This window comes from Mesorhizobium sp. Root695, from assembly GCF_001428185.1.
Classification (GTDB): domain Bacteria; phylum Pseudomonadota; class Alphaproteobacteria; order Rhizobiales; family Rhizobiaceae; genus Mesorhizobium.
The window spans coordinates 71,773-85,526 of sequence record NZ_LMHO01000004.1 but is presented as its reverse complement, the minus strand read 5'-3'; the positions used below and the strand labels follow the sequence as shown (position 1 = coordinate 85,526).

The following is a 13,754-nucleotide window of genomic DNA, read 5'->3' as shown; positions in this document are numbered from 1 at the left end:
GAATGAAAGGACTTGTTGCCCTGACCTGCCTGGCGCTCTGCGGCGGCCTCGTGCCGGCTGCCGGGCAGGTTGCCTCGCCGTACAGGATCAAGCCTTCGGACGTGGTGGTGCCGCCCGAGGTGAAGCTCGGAGACTACCAGCGCACCATCCGCCCGTTCGCGAACTGGACGCTGATCTGCGACGAGAACCTCAAAGCGCGCAAGAAGGTCTGCAATGTCTCGCAAATCATCGAGGACGCGTCCGGCAAAATGGCCTTCAGCTGGTCGCTTGCCGCCACTCAGGACGGCAAGCCTTACATGATCCTGCGCACCGCTCCGAACGCCAGGAGCGACGGCGTGGTGTCGCTGAAGTTCGATGGGCGGGGACAGGCGATCGACGTTCACCTGAACGGCTGCAACGAGATGGTGTGCGTCGGCATGTTGCCGGTCGGGCCGGTCATGCGTCAGCAGATCTCGCAGAACGCGACGCCGGCGATCTCCTACCCTACCGTCGACGGCAAGACGATCACCGTGGCCGCAACGCTCAAGGGGCTGTCAGAGGCCCTTTCACCACTCAAATAACCGGGGCACCACCATGAGCCAGCAGGATCAGTTCACGTCCGCAAAACGCACTCCGACCGTCGAGGCGGATCGACAGAGGCTCGTCGAACCCGCCCGGCGGCGATGGCCGCGCGTCGTCGGATTTTCACTGTTGGGGCTTGTCGTGGCGGGCTTTGGCTTCGCCGCCGGCAACTATGCCGCGATCGCCAATCTGGTCGGCGGCGCGACGGCAGCACAGGCTTCGACGCCGTCGCCGGCACTTCCGGACACGCCTTTCCTCGAGCACGTCAAGCAGGCCGGCGTGCAGGCCTGTTCGACCATCTTTCCTGTGCTTGGACAGATTTTGACGACCGGCACGAAGTACAGCGTCAAATCGTTGTGGAACGACCAGGCCGCCGACAAGCATGCCGTCCAGGCCTTTGTCGGCATGGATTATGCATCGGAACGCTATAGCGGGCCGGCTGCCGGCGTCGTTTTCGCATCGCCCACCGCTTCGGGTTGCGAAGGGGCGATGGTGCGGGTTGCGCCATTCGCCAGCCCGTGTGCCGACATCCCGTCCATTCTTCCGCAGGGCAGCAAGATCACCGACCATCTTGGGCAGGTCGAGGTGTACGAACTTGGCGGCAACGCCGGGGAAGCCCTTCTCCTGCCGACGGGCAAAAGCTGCGTGGTGATCTCCGTCGCTTCGGCGGCGAAGTAAGGCGAAGCGAATGGGATTAAGGAAAGGGGCGCCGACCATGAGATTGCGGGCTTTGGCAGTTTTGAGCTTGACCTTGTTGTGGAGCGGACACGTTATCTCGGCCGACCTGGTGGCGCCGCCGGAGCCGCAGCAGGAGGAAAAAGGCATCTGGGCGGCCATCGCCTATTCGCAGGCCGATAGCAAATACGGCTTCTTCTGGGGCGCCGACAAGCGGCAGGAGGCGAAGGACATCGCGCAGAAATATTGCGAGAATGCGGGCGGAAAGGCCTGCAACGTCGTCGCCGTCTTCCGCAACCATCGCCATTGGAATGATGACGACGAGACCGGCTTTCCCTACAAGCACTGCGGTGCGCTCGCCGTGGCAGACAAAGCCGAGAACCGTTTCACGCCCTGGGGCGTGAATTCGGCCGAGACCCGCCGGGAAGCCGAAGACCTCGCTTTGCAGGCCTGCGAGGCGGCGGGAAGCAAATGCAAGATCCGCGAGTGGGTCTGCACATGAAGTTTGGCCCAAACGCCGTCTCCGCATGTGGGGCAATCCTATTTTCATTGATGTCGCCGGCGTCGGCGCAGCAACAGGTGGCGGCTGTCCCGGATGGACCGTCGTCTCTGCGCGAAGTCTATCAGGACTGGAGCGTGGCTTGCTCTGTCCAGGAGAATGCGAGGGTCTGCTCGCTTTCGCAGGACCAGGTTCAAAAGAACGGCCAAAGGCTGCTTGCCGTTGAGATACAGAGACGCGCGGACGGGTCGACGATGGCTACATTGCTTCTGCCCTTCGGCATCTTGCTCGATCCGGGCGTGACGCTCCAGATCGACGATCAGCCGCCCTTGTCCCCGCAGCGCTTCAGGACCTGCCTGCCAACGGGTTGCATCGCGGTCTTTGCCATTGATCGGCCGACACTTGGAAAGATGAGGGGAGGCACGGTGCTGAAGCTCAACGTCACGACCGACGCCAAGACCCCGCTGACATTCCCGGTGTCGCTGCACGGCCTGACCGCGGCGCTCGACCGCATGGTGGCGTTAAGCGCAAATTGAGGGGAACGGGTCAGCTCGCAACCTTCCGGAGCGGGTTCGCGGCTGCCCGGCCATGAGGCTGTAACGGGCGATGCCTGCGGCATGACACGCACACCGGCCGCCGCCGATGGTGTATTTTTTCGACGCGGCACTTCGGGTCGCGCTGTCCGAAACAGCAATCCAACTCCGGGTCCAGTCGTCAATAGCGGATGTTCGCGCCTGCTATGATTCTGCCTGGTTGCCTAACGACCCTTCAGTTTCTTGTGCTTTCCCACACGTGACAGCGTCCGGGTGCAACCGCAGCGGGTCGATATTTATGTGCTATTTTTGCTACATCTCGCAGCCTTGTAGCGCGAATCCGCCCTTTTAGCGGTATCTAAATTAATAATCACTCACATATTTCGTGAATCTGTTGGATAGTTCTCCAACGGCAGGCCCTTGGGCTTGGTTGTAGCGCTGTGGAAAGGCGTTGGGGAAACGTTAGGGTGGGTAAAATGAACACGACAAACGTGTCGACCATAGGCAAGCGCCTTGGTCTCTTGATGGCGGCAACCATGCTGACCTGCGCGAGCGCTCATGCGCTCACGCTCAAGGAGGCGATGGCCGTTGCGGTGGAATCCAATCCCGAGATTGGACAGGCAATCGAAAACCGCGAAGCAATCGAGTTCGAGTTGCGGCAGGCCAAGGGCCTTTATCTTCCCAGTGTCGATGTCGAGGCATCGGCTGGCGTTCGCCGACTCGACAATCCATCCCGGCGCTCGCTTTCCATCCAAGACGACGCGCTCTATCCGGCTGAAACGGATCTTACCGTTTCGCAGACGCTCTATGACAGCGGCGCAAGGCGGGCCGAATTGAACCGTCAGGCATCGCGCGTCGATGGCGCTTCGTTCCGGGTGCTGGAACGGTCCGAATTCATCGGGCTGTCCGTTGTCCAGGACTACCTGGAATACATGCTGCAGGCCTCGATCGTTGCCGAAGCCAAGAAAAATCTCGGCTTCCACCAAGGAATTCTCGGCGACATCCGGCAAGGCATCTCGGGCGGCGCGCTGAACGAGGCCGACCGGCAACAGGCCGAGGAACGGCTGTTCGCCGCCAAGGCGCGCATGCAGGAGGCGACCGAGGAACTGGAAGCGGCCAAGATCCGCTTCTTCAAGACTGTCGGAAAGCCACTGACCAGCCCTTCGAGGCCAGGCGATGTCTCGGCCGCACTCCCGCGCTCGCTCGACGAGGCAATAGGGTTGGCACGGGAAAGCAATCCGCGCGTGCACATGGCCAACAGCGACATCGATGCGGCGGCCTCCCTCGTGGACGCCGCGCGGGCAAAATTTGGCCCCTCCATCATCGCTGAAGGTCGCGCCCGGGCGGGAACCGACATTGACGGTGACGATGGCGACACCACCGACCTGCAGGCGCGCTTGGTCCTGCGCTGGAACCTCTACCGCGGTGGCATCGACAAGGCCAACGAGCAGGAGCAGATCCGCCGTACCAGCGAACAGCGTCTCGCGCTGCATCAGGTCCAGCGCGAAATCGAGGAAGCCGTTCGCACCTCATGGGATCGCCGTTTCCGGCAAGCCGATCTGGCAAAGACCCTGAGGCAACAAGCCGCCGCCAATGAGAAGCTGGTCGCTTCCTATCGCGAGCAGTTCAAAGTCGGACAGCGCTCGCTGCTTGACGTGCTCGATGCGCAGAATACGCGGTTCAACACGGCAACGCTGGCGGACACGGCGTCCTATGCATCGCTGTTTGCCCAGTACCGGCTTCTGGCCGCGACCGGACAGTTGCTGAAAACGATGAACCTTCAGCCGGCAAAGCAAGCGACGGCCTATGCACGAGCCGAGTTTGCAGCACCGGAAACCGCAGACACTGAAACCTATGCGCGGACGCCATCGGAGCAGAAGAACGACCTGCCTTTCGATATTCTCGCCCCAGTGAGGAAGCAATAAGACGACGCAAGGTCCAGCGAGAGTCCTGACGGGCAGATCGTGAACCAGCAACCCAACATTCTCTCCCCCAAGGAGGCGTTCAAGGCCTGCTTTTCGGCGGTTGCTGGATATCTCGGCAGGCCGAGCGCGGAGACCGTGCTGTTCGCCGGCGTGCCGCTCTCGGACACGCGAATTGAAGTCGACGACATCAGGCACCTTGCAGAGCGCATTGGCCTGGAGGTCACCGAGTTCGGCCACCGCGACTTTCTGAGAGGACGCGTGGATCTTCCCGCCATCGTCTTTCGCGTCAGCCAGTTGCCAGTCGCCCTGCTCGCCCAGACCGAAGGCGGTGGGTATATCACCGCCCCGCAGGAAGACGGCCGCACCGCAATCGACAGATCGGAACTCGCCGCCAGCTACATCAGCGGCGGCGTATCGTTCTCGATAACCTACGCCAACGCCGCCGAAGGCATGACGATCGGCTCGGCAGCCAAGATCGAGCGGAGACATTGGCTGACCGGAACGATGGGCGCCTTCTGGCGCACCTATTCGAAGGTCGTTCTGGCGGCGGTGTTCATCAATGTGCTTGCCATAGCCTCGCCGATCTTCACCATGAACGTCTACGACAGGATCCTGCCGAACAAGGCAGTATCGACACTGTGGGTTCTGGCAATCGGCATTGGCGCCGTCATCCTGTTCGACCTGCTTTTGAAGACGGCCAGGGCTTCTCTCATCGACTATGCCGGGCGCAAAGCGGATCTTCGGATATCCTATCTCCTGTTCGAAAAAGTGCTGAACTCGTCGCTGTCGGCGCGTCCCGGCTCGACCGGTGAATACGCAAACAGGGTCACGCAATACGAGTTCGTCAGGGAGTTCTTCACCTCGAACACCATCAGCGTGTTTATCGACACGGCATTCGTCTTCGTCTTTCTTCTTGTCATCTATGCGATAGGCGGCTGGCTGGTGATCATACCGGCGCTGGCTTTCGTGATGTCCGTCATCGTCGGCTTGATCACCCAGCGCCGCATCGGCAAGCGCGTCGCCGCCTCGATGAACGAAGCTTCGCAACGCCAGGCCCTGCTGGTTGAATCCATCTCCACGCTGGAGACCATCAAGTCGCTGCGCGCCGAGGCGTATCTGCTGCGCAAATGGGGGGAGCACTCCAAGAACGCCGCCAACACGTCCGAGAAGATCAAGCAGCTTTCGGCGGCCGCGGGCAACATAACCCAGTCCATACAACAGTTGGTGACCGTCGCTCTGGTCGTGGCCGGCGCTTATGCCTTCTCGGAAGGGCATGTTTCGACGGGAGCAATCATAGGAACGGTGATGCTGGCGAGCAGGGCCGTGGCGCCGCTCGGCCAGATCGCCATCACCCTGTCCCGGTTTCGCCAGGCCATGCTCTCGTTGAGAATGGTGAACTCGATCATGGCTCAACCAGAAGACCGGCCGGACACGGTGGGTTTCGTCAACCGCCCCATTCGCAAGGGGGCAATGGTGTTCAGAAATGTCGGGTTTGTCTATCCCGGCTCGGAAAACGAGGTTTTGACCGGCCTGAATTTCTCGGTGAAGCCGGGTGAGCGGATCGGCATCATCGGCCGCATAGGATCGGGGAAGACGACGATGGGCCGGCTGATCGGCAGGCTTTTCCTGCCGACCTCCGGTGAGCTGCTGCTGGATGGGATCGATATTCGCCAGTATCACCCGTCCGAGGTTCGCGCCGCGGTCGGCATCGTTGCGCAGGCTGGCGATCTGTTCTCGGGCACCATCAAGGAAAACCTCCTGATGGCATGCCCGGAGGCTACCGACGACCAGATCATCGAAGCGGCTAAGGCTGCCGGCGTCGACGATTTCGTCTCACGCCACCCGCGCGGCTACGACATGAATGTCGGCGAGCGCGGCACCAATCTTTCAGGCGGGCAGAGGCAGACGGTGGCGATCGCACGCCTGCTGCTGACCAAACCGAAAATCGTCTTTCTGGATGAGCCGTCGGGCTCGATGGATCTCGCATCGGAACGCCAGTTGATAAAGCAGCTCAAAGTCGCCTTTGACCGCGACACCACGCTGATCGTCTCGACACATCGCTTCAGCATGCTTGAACTGGCCGACCGCCTGATCGTTATCGAACAGGGCAAAATCGTAGCCGACGGACCGAAGGACCAAGTCATACAGGCGCTGCAGAAAACAAGCGCCTGACAAAACAGATATTGCTGTATCCAATGCGTTGGGGCGTGGGAAATGCTTGCCAGGGAAGATCGACCGCCGCTGTTTGCGTCGGCGTCCATATTCATCATAGGAGCGCTCTTTGTCGTTTTTGTCGCCTGGGCGTCCTTTGCCGAAGTCGATGAGATCGCACGCGGCGACGGCAAGGTCATACCCGCTTCCAAGACACAGATCATTCAGGCGAGCGAAGCCGGCGTCGTTCAGGAGATCGCCGTGACGATTGGCCAGATCGTCAAGAAGAACGATCTCATCATTCGCCTGGACAATACGCTCAACACGTCCAGCCTTGGCGAGCAGCAGGCCAAGGCGCGCGCGCTGGAAGTGCGCATAGCAAGGTTGAAATACGAACAGGGCGGCAACCTCTCGGGCCCATTTCCGTGCCCGCCGGACATTCAGTCTATAGCTCCGCAAATCTGCGACAATGAACAGAAGCTGCTCATCGCCCGGCGCGAGAACTTCGACAACAAGCTGTCCGTGCTCAAGTCACGCCTTGACCAGCGCGAGAAGGAGCTGGCCGAGGCGATAGCCAATTCCGACCGCCTCACCAAGAACCTGGCCGTCAGCGACCAGGAGGCAAAACTGGTCGACGCGATGGTCAAGAAAGGCCTGATGGCAAGGACCGAGCAGCTCCGGGTGGAGCGCGAACAGACCGAACTCAACGGTCAGCTGAACCTAGCGGGCGAAACAATAAAGAAAGCCAAGGCCGCGATCACCGAAGCCCAGCTTCAGGTCGAAGAACTAGGCCTGCAACTCCAGCAGGAGGCGTTGGATGACCTTACCCAGGCGCTGGCGGACCTTTCGGTGGTGGACGAAACCATAAGGGGGGCCACCGACAAGGTCGCGCGCACCGATATCCGGTCTCCCGTGGACGGCATTGTCAACACGCTGGAGCTGAACACGGTCGGTGCCTTCGTCCAGCCTGGTGCCGTGGTGGCCGGCATCGTGCCAACCTCGGAGACGTTGCTGGTGGAGGCACGGGTCTCGCCACGGGATGTCGCGTTCATTCGCCCCGACCAGGAAGCACTTATCAAGGTCACCGCCTATGATTTCTCGATCTTCGGCGGCATCGAGGGCAAGGTCGCGAACATCACAGCCGACAGCCTGGTCGACCAGAAGACAGGGGAGCCCTACTACCAGGTGCGCGTGTCGACGGACAAATCGACTCTTCTGAGGGATGGCAAGGCCTACTCGATCATCCCCGGAATGATCTGCTCGGTCGACATCAAGACCGGGCGCAAGACGATCCTGCACTACCTCTTGAAGCCGATTAACAAAGCGCGTGAGGAGGCGATGAGTGAGCGGTAGCGCCAGCTCTCATTCTGATCGCGCGGATCGCGAGCGGCTGCTTCCTCCAGTTGCGGCCGAGGATTTCGGACTGGAATTTCGGGTTGTGGCGCGCGGCGGCATACGACGCGGCATCCGCTTGGAACGGACATTCTGGTTGTCGCTGAAGCAGATGGCCGAACGCAGGAAATGCACGATCGGCATGCTCATCGATGAGATCGCCGAAAGCCAGGCGCAGACAGGTAACCTGACATCCGCGATCAGGGTGGCTTGCATGCGTGGATTGGCGGACGAAAACCTGACTTTGCGAAGGCTTGCGTCGATCAATACCATCAGCGCCATACTGCTTGCTTGCCCGTCACCGGCCTTTGCCCTGGCTTCATCGAAGAAGATCCTGACGTTCAACGCGCCGTTCCAGCAACTGGTCAAGCGTCAGTTGCCGATCGTTCCAAGCGATGATGCCCGGCACGACCTCAAGCTGGCGCTGGACCTCAATGTGGCCGACATCTTCGCGCGGCTCGATGCCAATGGCGAAGCGCCGGTGGCTACCGGTTTTGTCATCGGCGCCGGTGAGCGTCGATACCGGGGTCAGTTGAATGCGGTGCGGGCCCCAGTGCTCGAACCGGAGTTGCTGATGGCGTTCGTCTTCGGCGGCTGAATGCGCCGCCAAGCCTAACGAGAACCTATGGCTGAAAACCTTCGCCAGGTGCAACGGTTGCGAAACCGCCTTTGATGTCGGCCATCTGGGCTCCGCCCGGTCTTGAGCCGTGGATCCAGGCCCGGTCCGTGCTGAACGAATAGAGCGGAACGTAATCCGGGAGATCGCTATCGCGCACAACGCTGTTGCTGAGGCTGTCGAGAATGAAGGTGCCGCTGCCCGTGCTCACCGACAGCACAGCGTGAAAGAAGCCTCGCTTGCGGTCCTGGAGGACAACCAGCGCCATGCTTTGCGTTGGAATGCCGGCCCGCAGCAGGGCCGTCATCTTGAGGATGGCAAAATCCTCGCAGTCGCCGGCTCGCCGCTCGAGAATCTCTGAAGGCTTTGCCCAATAGTCGAGTTTGCCGTAGACGACGCTGTCTTTCCTGTAGGCGATCAGCCGATTTACGCTGCTGTTGACGAAGGATAGTTTCTCACTGAATCCCTTGCCTTGAGCGGCGGAGATCATGCTGGCGAAGGCCGCGCTCTTGCGCTCGCAGGGGCTGCCTGCCGAGCAGGCGGTGATGGCCCGGTAGACGGGCGCCCAGCGCGCCGCGACGGGAAAATTGCGCATGGACAAGGCAACCGATCCGAACACACCCGGAATGATCGACGCCGTCTGCACCGGATCTATCCCGGCCTCACCTTGTCCCACTGACGAGCCATCCCCGCGGTCGACAACCGCGGCGCCATAGCTGCCGAAAACCATGCCGATCCGGTATGGGGCCGAAGGCTGCCATGGCAGAGGCCTCGCCAGCGAAACACCGCCGAGACTGGGCGGCGTCTGGACCTTGTCCAGAGCCGTGCCGGGTGCGGCGACCTCGCTGGAAACGGCATCCGCGAAGGATGGCCCCGCCAGGCCGACAAGCCCGATTGCCAGCAAGAGCACCTTGAGCCTGGTTTTTCCCAGGGAGTTTTCTTTTTTCATAACGCCCACCTTTGACTGTGGACGCTACCAATCTTGTCTCAAATTATTGGAAAGGAAGGTGGATAAATTTCTCACAAATCACTACATCTATTTTCCATAAAATTTTATTCAATTTTATACTTTCATTTATCAGAAATCCCTGGTCTGCCATCGGTCAAGCAAGCCGCATGGAGGCCAACATATATCCAGTTATATTATCGCGGTTTACCACGTGTAAAAAATGCCAAGCCATGCATATCAGAGTATATGAAACAGTTTACGGGACTGTTGCAAAGTAGAGGCGGTCACTGTCTCTTTCCGGGAAATACCGGAGGGGTTTCAGCAATGACCACCAATATCGATTTGGACAGTTTTTCGGGTTCCTTGAACGAGCATTCCGCGTCCAATGAACACGACAGCCAGACATCGCCAGCAGAGATGCAGGTCGCACAAGCAAATTCGACGCAGCAGGCCGCACCGGCAGCGTCCGAACCCGTGCCGGTCGATGTCGGCGGCGGAGCGCCTGTCAAACCAGAAGCCCCCGCGGAAGCAAAGGCACCGCCGGCAGCTGCGCCGCACGAATATGTGGCCGACGCCAGCCACGTGGTAAGGCTTCCGGCCAACGTCTCGATCGACAACATCAAGGTCGACGGCCACAACCTTTTGCTCGAACAGGCCGACGGCACGGTGATCGTGATCAAGGACGGCGCCTTGAACGTGCCGACCTTCATCATTGGCGACGTCGAGGTGCCGCGCGTCGCGCTGCTGGCAGCGCTGGAAGCCAGCCATGTCGATGTCGCCTTCGGCGCCGACGGTTCCATGTCGGCCGGCCCGGGCGGTTCGAATTCGAGTGCAGGCGGAGACTTCTCGGTTCCCCCCGGCGGCATCGGCGACGGGTTCGACCTGTCGGCGCTGTTGCCGCCGACTGCCTTGCAGTTTGGGCTTCTGGAGCGGCGCGAACTGTTCCCATCTATCGTCGACAGACCGGTTTCAGTGGTGGCCACGTCATTGCTCAGCCCGGACCAGGCTGCCAGCGAAACCGGCCTTGACGGTGGTCCGGCTCAATCACCCGGCAGCGACGCGCCCAGCAGCTCTGAAACCTCCGGCATCGGAACGATCAACATCACCGCACCGGATGGAATTGGGTCGATCGTCATCAACGGCGTCACCGTCACCGGCGTCGGCCAGCCGATCCCGGGCGATTTCGGCTTCCTGACGATCGTCTCCTACAATCCGAGCACTGGTGCTATCCAATACAATTACACGGTCACCGAATCGGTCACTCATCCCAATCAGACGAACGGATTCGAGCCCACCGACACGGTTCCGGACAATTTCAGCATCACTGTCACGGATGTCGACGGCGATTCGGCCAGCACGACCTTTGCCGTCGCCATCGTCGACGACGTGCCGACGGCGATTGCCGATACGGACAGCATTGCAGCCGGCCAGTTTGGCCCCGCAACAGGCAATGTGCTTGTCGGCGGAACGGATGCGGTCGACGCCAACACCACGGACGGCGTTGCCGACACCCAGGGCGCCGACGGCGCGACGGTGGTGGGCGTTACCAAGGGTACGACGAATGTCGATCTGGACAGCGCGGCTACACTCAACACACCGGTCCAGGGCGAATACGGCAAGCTGACGCTGCACAGCGACGGCAGCTATACTTACGTGCGCGATGCCGGCACACCCGGTGGCGTCGCCGATGTCTTCACCTACACGATCAAGGATGGTGACGGCGACACCTCGCACACCACGCTGACGATTTCGATCGGCAACTCGACGCCTGTGATCACCGACCTGACGCCGGAGGCCAATGGCGGCGACGTCATCGTCAACGAAGCGGCATTGAATGTCGGCACGCCGGGCGGACCTGGGTCCGATCCTGCAAGCACGGCCGAGGCCGCCGCCGGCACCTTCACCGTCTCCTCGCCCGACGGCATCCACTCGCTGGCGATCGACGGCAACGCCTTCATCACCGACGGCGTGTTCACGGCGGGCTCGTTCACCACCGCGCTCGGCAACACACTCAACGTGACGGGTTACAATGCTGCCACCGGCCAGGTGAGCTACACCTACACGCTGGTCGACAACGAGGCGCATGATCCCATTCAGGGCACCAACGGCACGTTCGAGAATTTCACTGTCACGCTGACCGACCAGGATCTGCAGAGCACCGACGCCACGCTCTCCGTCAATATCGTCGCGACGACGTGCCGACGGCACATGCCGACACCAACAGCGTTGTCGAGGGCGGGATAGTGCTCGGCAACGTGCTGAGCGACGGCACGGCCGACGTGTTCGGCGCCGACGGTGCGGCGGCGGGCGGCGGCGTTGTCGGGGTTCGCGTTGCGGGCGGCGACACCACGACGGCGGTGACGACGGGCGTCAACACGGTGATCAACGGCAGCTTCGGCACGCTGACGCTGCAGGCCAACGGCAGCTACAGCTATGACGGCCTGCCCAACGTGGTCCCGCCGGCAGGCGCGACGGAGACCTTCGTCTACACCATCATGGACGGTGACGGGGACCTGTCGACGACGACCCTGACCATCAACCTGTCGGACAGCGGCCTTGCCGCCTCCAACGACGACCTGACGGTCAACGAGGCGGCGCTGCCGATCGGCAGCAACCCGTCGAGCACCGCCGAGACCATCGCCGGAACGGTCGTCGACAATGTGTCGGGCGGCACCGGACCCTATACCTACGCACTGGTGAGCAACGCCATCGGCGCACACGGCACGCTGACCTTCAATGCCAACGGCACTTACAGCTACACGCTGACCTCGCCGGTCGACGGCGCCGACGCTCAACAATGTCGAGACCTTCACCTACCAGGCCACCGACGCCAACGGCAACACGATCACCAACACCATCACCATCGACGTCACCGACGACGTGCCGACGCTTGGAGCTTTCACGCCGGGTACGATCCCCAACGAGGTCGGATCCGTCAACGGCTTGTTTGACTTCGTGGCGGGAGCCGACGGCGTCAACCATTTCAACATAACGGGACCGGCGATCACGGGGGTTAGCTACAGCACGACAGTCCAGGCTGACGGAACGACAGTGCTGCTGGCCGAAACCTCCACGGGGACCGATATCTATTCACTCACCTTGCATCCAGATGGCACCTACGCCTTTGCGCTTATCACGCCGGATGCGGCGACAACTGTAACCCAAACGCTCTCGGGGTTGTCGCCGGGTGGCCCGACTCCTTTCCTCGAAACTCCGGATGGCCTGATCGAGTTCACCGGCAGTGGCACCGGCGTCAATTCTTCGACGCAGGGCTTCGGGGTCGCCGATCAGTTTGTCGAGAATGGTGAGAACTTCACCATGGAGTTCCATACCTCCGCTACCGCAGGCAACGATGCTCCGACGCTGAACCCAAAACTCATCGGTAGCCTCAATTTTAGTGTGAACAACGGCTCTGGTTCTGTTCATTGGACCGCGACCAACTCCGTGACCGGCGAAACCGAGAACGGGACGGCGACGGTCGTAGGTGGACATCTGGTTATCGACCCTTCGATGGACTTCAACCTGATTTCCATAACTGGCGATCCCGGTTCGAAAATGAGGTTGTCTGCCGTCGACATCTCGCAAACGATACTGCCAGCTGATACCACCTTGCATTTCCAAGTCAGTGCGGTCGATGGCGACGGAGACGTCAGTGCAACCCAGTCCCTGGACATCCATCAGGTAGCTGCGAGTTCGGGCGGATCCTTCTCGCTCCCAGGCTTTGCGGGAACGGTCAACGACGTCATCGCCGGAAGCATGCATACCGACACGATCTCGGGCGGGGGCGGAACCGACATTGCCGATTACACCGGCAGCGTCGCGGCCGTCTCGATAAACCTGACCGATGCCGGTGGCGCGTCCGGTGTTCACGGCACCCCCAGCAATCCGAGTGATGGCAACATCACCGGTGGCGACGCCTTGGGAGATACCCTGACTGGCATTGAAGGTTTGATTGGCGGTTCAGGCGATGACTATCTGTTCGGAAACTCCGGCGCCAATTACCTGGCCGGCGGACTGGGCAACGACATGCTCAGAGGCGAAGGCGGCGCCGACACTCTGATCGGCGGCGCCGGCAACGACCTGCTGGTCGGTGGTGCCGGGAGTGACACGCTCACCGGCGGGACGGGCGCCGACACGTTCAGACTTGAGAACCTCGACATCAAGGATCTGATCACCGACTTCAATGGCGGCGACGGCGACAAGATCGATCTGACAGCCCTGTTCGACTCGGCTCCTGCGAATGTCGGCAACTTCGTCAACTACGATGCGGGGACCGGCGTGCTGAGTGTCGACACGAGCGGTTCGGGAGATCCGGCCAATTTTGTCCAAGTGGCGGAACTCGTGAACCACCCCGCTGCCAACACGATCACGCTGCTCTACGACGACGGCGTTACCCAGCACACGACGACGGCAAATCTGGTGGGTTAACGCCATGGCGCGTGGCCACGCGATT

The 13,754-nt window shown here is 61.0% G+C and carries 12 protein-coding genes; 11 read left to right on the top strand and 1 reads right to left on the bottom strand.

Going from position 1 to position 13,754, the window contains the following annotated elements; translation table 11 throughout:
• Positions 1-2 precede the first annotated feature (2 nt).
• The 8 genes from ASD99_RS06245 (at position 3) to ASD99_RS06210 (ending at position 8,334) form a co-directional block, all read left to right on the top strand.
• Positions 3-560, top strand: coding sequence for an invasion associated locus B family protein (locus ASD99_RS06245; RefSeq protein WP_056582511.1), 558 nt, complete (start codon positions 3-5; stop codon positions 558-560).
• Between the two features lie 13 nt (positions 561-573).
• Complete coding sequence (locus ASD99_RS06240) at positions 574-1,239, top strand: hypothetical protein (protein ID WP_057143038.1); 666 nt, start codon at positions 574-576, stop codon at positions 1,237-1,239.
• Positions 1,240-1,276: 37 nt separating this feature from the next.
• Positions 1,277-1,738: a DUF4189 domain-containing protein gene (locus ASD99_RS06235; protein WP_056582507.1), complete on the top strand. Its 462-nt coding sequence runs from the start codon at positions 1,277-1,279 to the stop codon at positions 1,736-1,738.
• Positions 1,708-2,271 carry an invasion associated locus B family protein gene (locus ASD99_RS06230; protein WP_200950970.1) on the top strand — a complete coding sequence of 188 codons (564 nt, stop codon included), beginning with the start codon at positions 1,708-1,710 and terminating at the stop codon, positions 2,269-2,271. The genes ASD99_RS06235 and ASD99_RS06230 overlap by 31 nt, the downstream gene beginning before the upstream one ends.
• Before the next feature lie 473 nt (positions 2,272-2,744).
• Positions 2,745-4,193, top strand: coding sequence for a TolC family outer membrane protein (locus tag ASD99_RS06225; RefSeq protein ID WP_056582503.1), 1,449 nt, complete (start codon positions 2,745-2,747; stop codon positions 4,191-4,193).
• A gap of 39 nt (positions 4,194-4,232) precedes the next feature.
• Positions 4,233-6,365: a type I secretion system permease/ATPase gene (locus ASD99_RS06220; RefSeq protein ID WP_082525255.1), complete on the top strand. Its 2,133-nt coding sequence runs from the start codon at positions 4,233-4,235 to the stop codon at positions 6,363-6,365.
• A gap of 42 nt (positions 6,366-6,407) precedes the next feature.
• The gene (locus ASD99_RS06215; RefSeq protein WP_056582501.1) at positions 6,408-7,697 is read left to right on the top strand and encodes an HlyD family type I secretion periplasmic adaptor subunit; all 1,290 of its coding nucleotides are present in this window, start codon (positions 6,408-6,410) and stop codon (positions 7,695-7,697) included.
• Positions 7,687-8,334 (top strand): ribbon-helix-helix domain-containing protein, encoded by a 648-nt coding sequence (locus tag ASD99_RS06210; RefSeq protein WP_057143036.1) that lies wholly within the window; start codon positions 7,687-7,689, stop codon positions 8,332-8,334. The genes ASD99_RS06215 and ASD99_RS06210 overlap by 11 nt, the downstream gene beginning before the upstream one ends.
• Positions 8,335-8,359: 25 nt before the next feature.
• Here ASD99_RS06210 and ASD99_RS06205 read toward each other — a convergent pair whose 3' ends face one another.
• Positions 8,360-9,301 carry a transglutaminase-like cysteine peptidase gene (locus tag ASD99_RS06205; protein ID WP_057143035.1) on the bottom strand — a complete coding sequence of 314 codons (942 nt, stop codon included), beginning with the start codon at positions 9,299-9,301 and terminating at the stop codon, positions 8,360-8,362.
• A gap of 324 nt (positions 9,302-9,625) precedes the next feature.
• On the opposite strand from ASD99_RS06205, the gene ASD99_RS33845 reads away from it, so the two are divergent.
• From ASD99_RS33845 to ASD99_RS33835, 3 genes are read left to right on the top strand one after another with little or no spacing between them, the layout of a single operon-like run.
• Positions 9,626-11,545 (top strand): VCBS domain-containing protein, encoded by a 1,920-nt coding sequence (locus ASD99_RS33845; RefSeq protein WP_057143034.1) that lies wholly within the window; start codon positions 9,626-9,628, stop codon positions 11,543-11,545.
• The gene (locus ASD99_RS33840; protein ID WP_057143033.1) at positions 11,497-12,252 is read left to right on the top strand and encodes a VCBS domain-containing protein; all 756 of its coding nucleotides are present in this window, start codon (positions 11,497-11,499) and stop codon (positions 12,250-12,252) included. The genes ASD99_RS33845 and ASD99_RS33840 overlap by 49 nt, the downstream gene beginning before the upstream one ends.
• The gene (locus ASD99_RS33835) at positions 12,245-13,729 is read left to right on the top strand and encodes a type I secretion C-terminal target domain-containing protein (RefSeq protein ID WP_057143032.1); all 1,485 of its coding nucleotides are present in this window, start codon (positions 12,245-12,247) and stop codon (positions 13,727-13,729) included. Before ASD99_RS33840 ends, ASD99_RS33835 begins: the two co-directional genes overlap by 8 nt.
• Positions 13,730-13,754: the final 25 nt, after the last annotated feature.

Excerpts from the sequence above, each read along its gene's own strand:
- ASD99_RS06245 (WP_056582511.1), top strand. The coding sequence starts at position 3 with ATGAAAGGACTTGTTGCCCTGACCTGCCTGGCGCTCTGCGGCGGCCTC.
- ASD99_RS06240 (WP_057143038.1), top strand. The coding sequence starts at position 574 with ATGAGCCAGCAGGATCAGTTCACGTCCGCAAAACGCACTCCGACCGTC.
- ASD99_RS06235 (WP_056582507.1), top strand. The coding sequence starts at position 1,277 with ATGAGATTGCGGGCTTTGGCAGTTTTGAGCTTGACCTTGTTGTGGAGC.
- ASD99_RS06230 (WP_200950970.1), top strand. The coding sequence starts at position 1,708 with ATGCAAGATCCGCGAGTGGGTCTGCACATGAAGTTTGGCCCAAACGCC.
- ASD99_RS06225 (WP_056582503.1), top strand. The coding sequence starts at position 2,745 with ATGAACACGACAAACGTGTCGACCATAGGCAAGCGCCTTGGTCTCTTG.
- ASD99_RS06215 (WP_056582501.1), top strand. The coding sequence starts at position 6,408 with ATGCTTGCCAGGGAAGATCGACCGCCGCTGTTTGCGTCGGCGTCCATA.
- ASD99_RS06205 (WP_057143035.1), bottom strand. The coding sequence starts at position 9,301 with ATGAAAAAAGAAAACTCCCTGGGAAAAACCAGGCTCAAGGTGCTCTTG.
- ASD99_RS33845 (WP_057143034.1), top strand. The coding sequence starts at position 9,626 with ATGACCACCAATATCGATTTGGACAGTTTTTCGGGTTCCTTGAACGAG.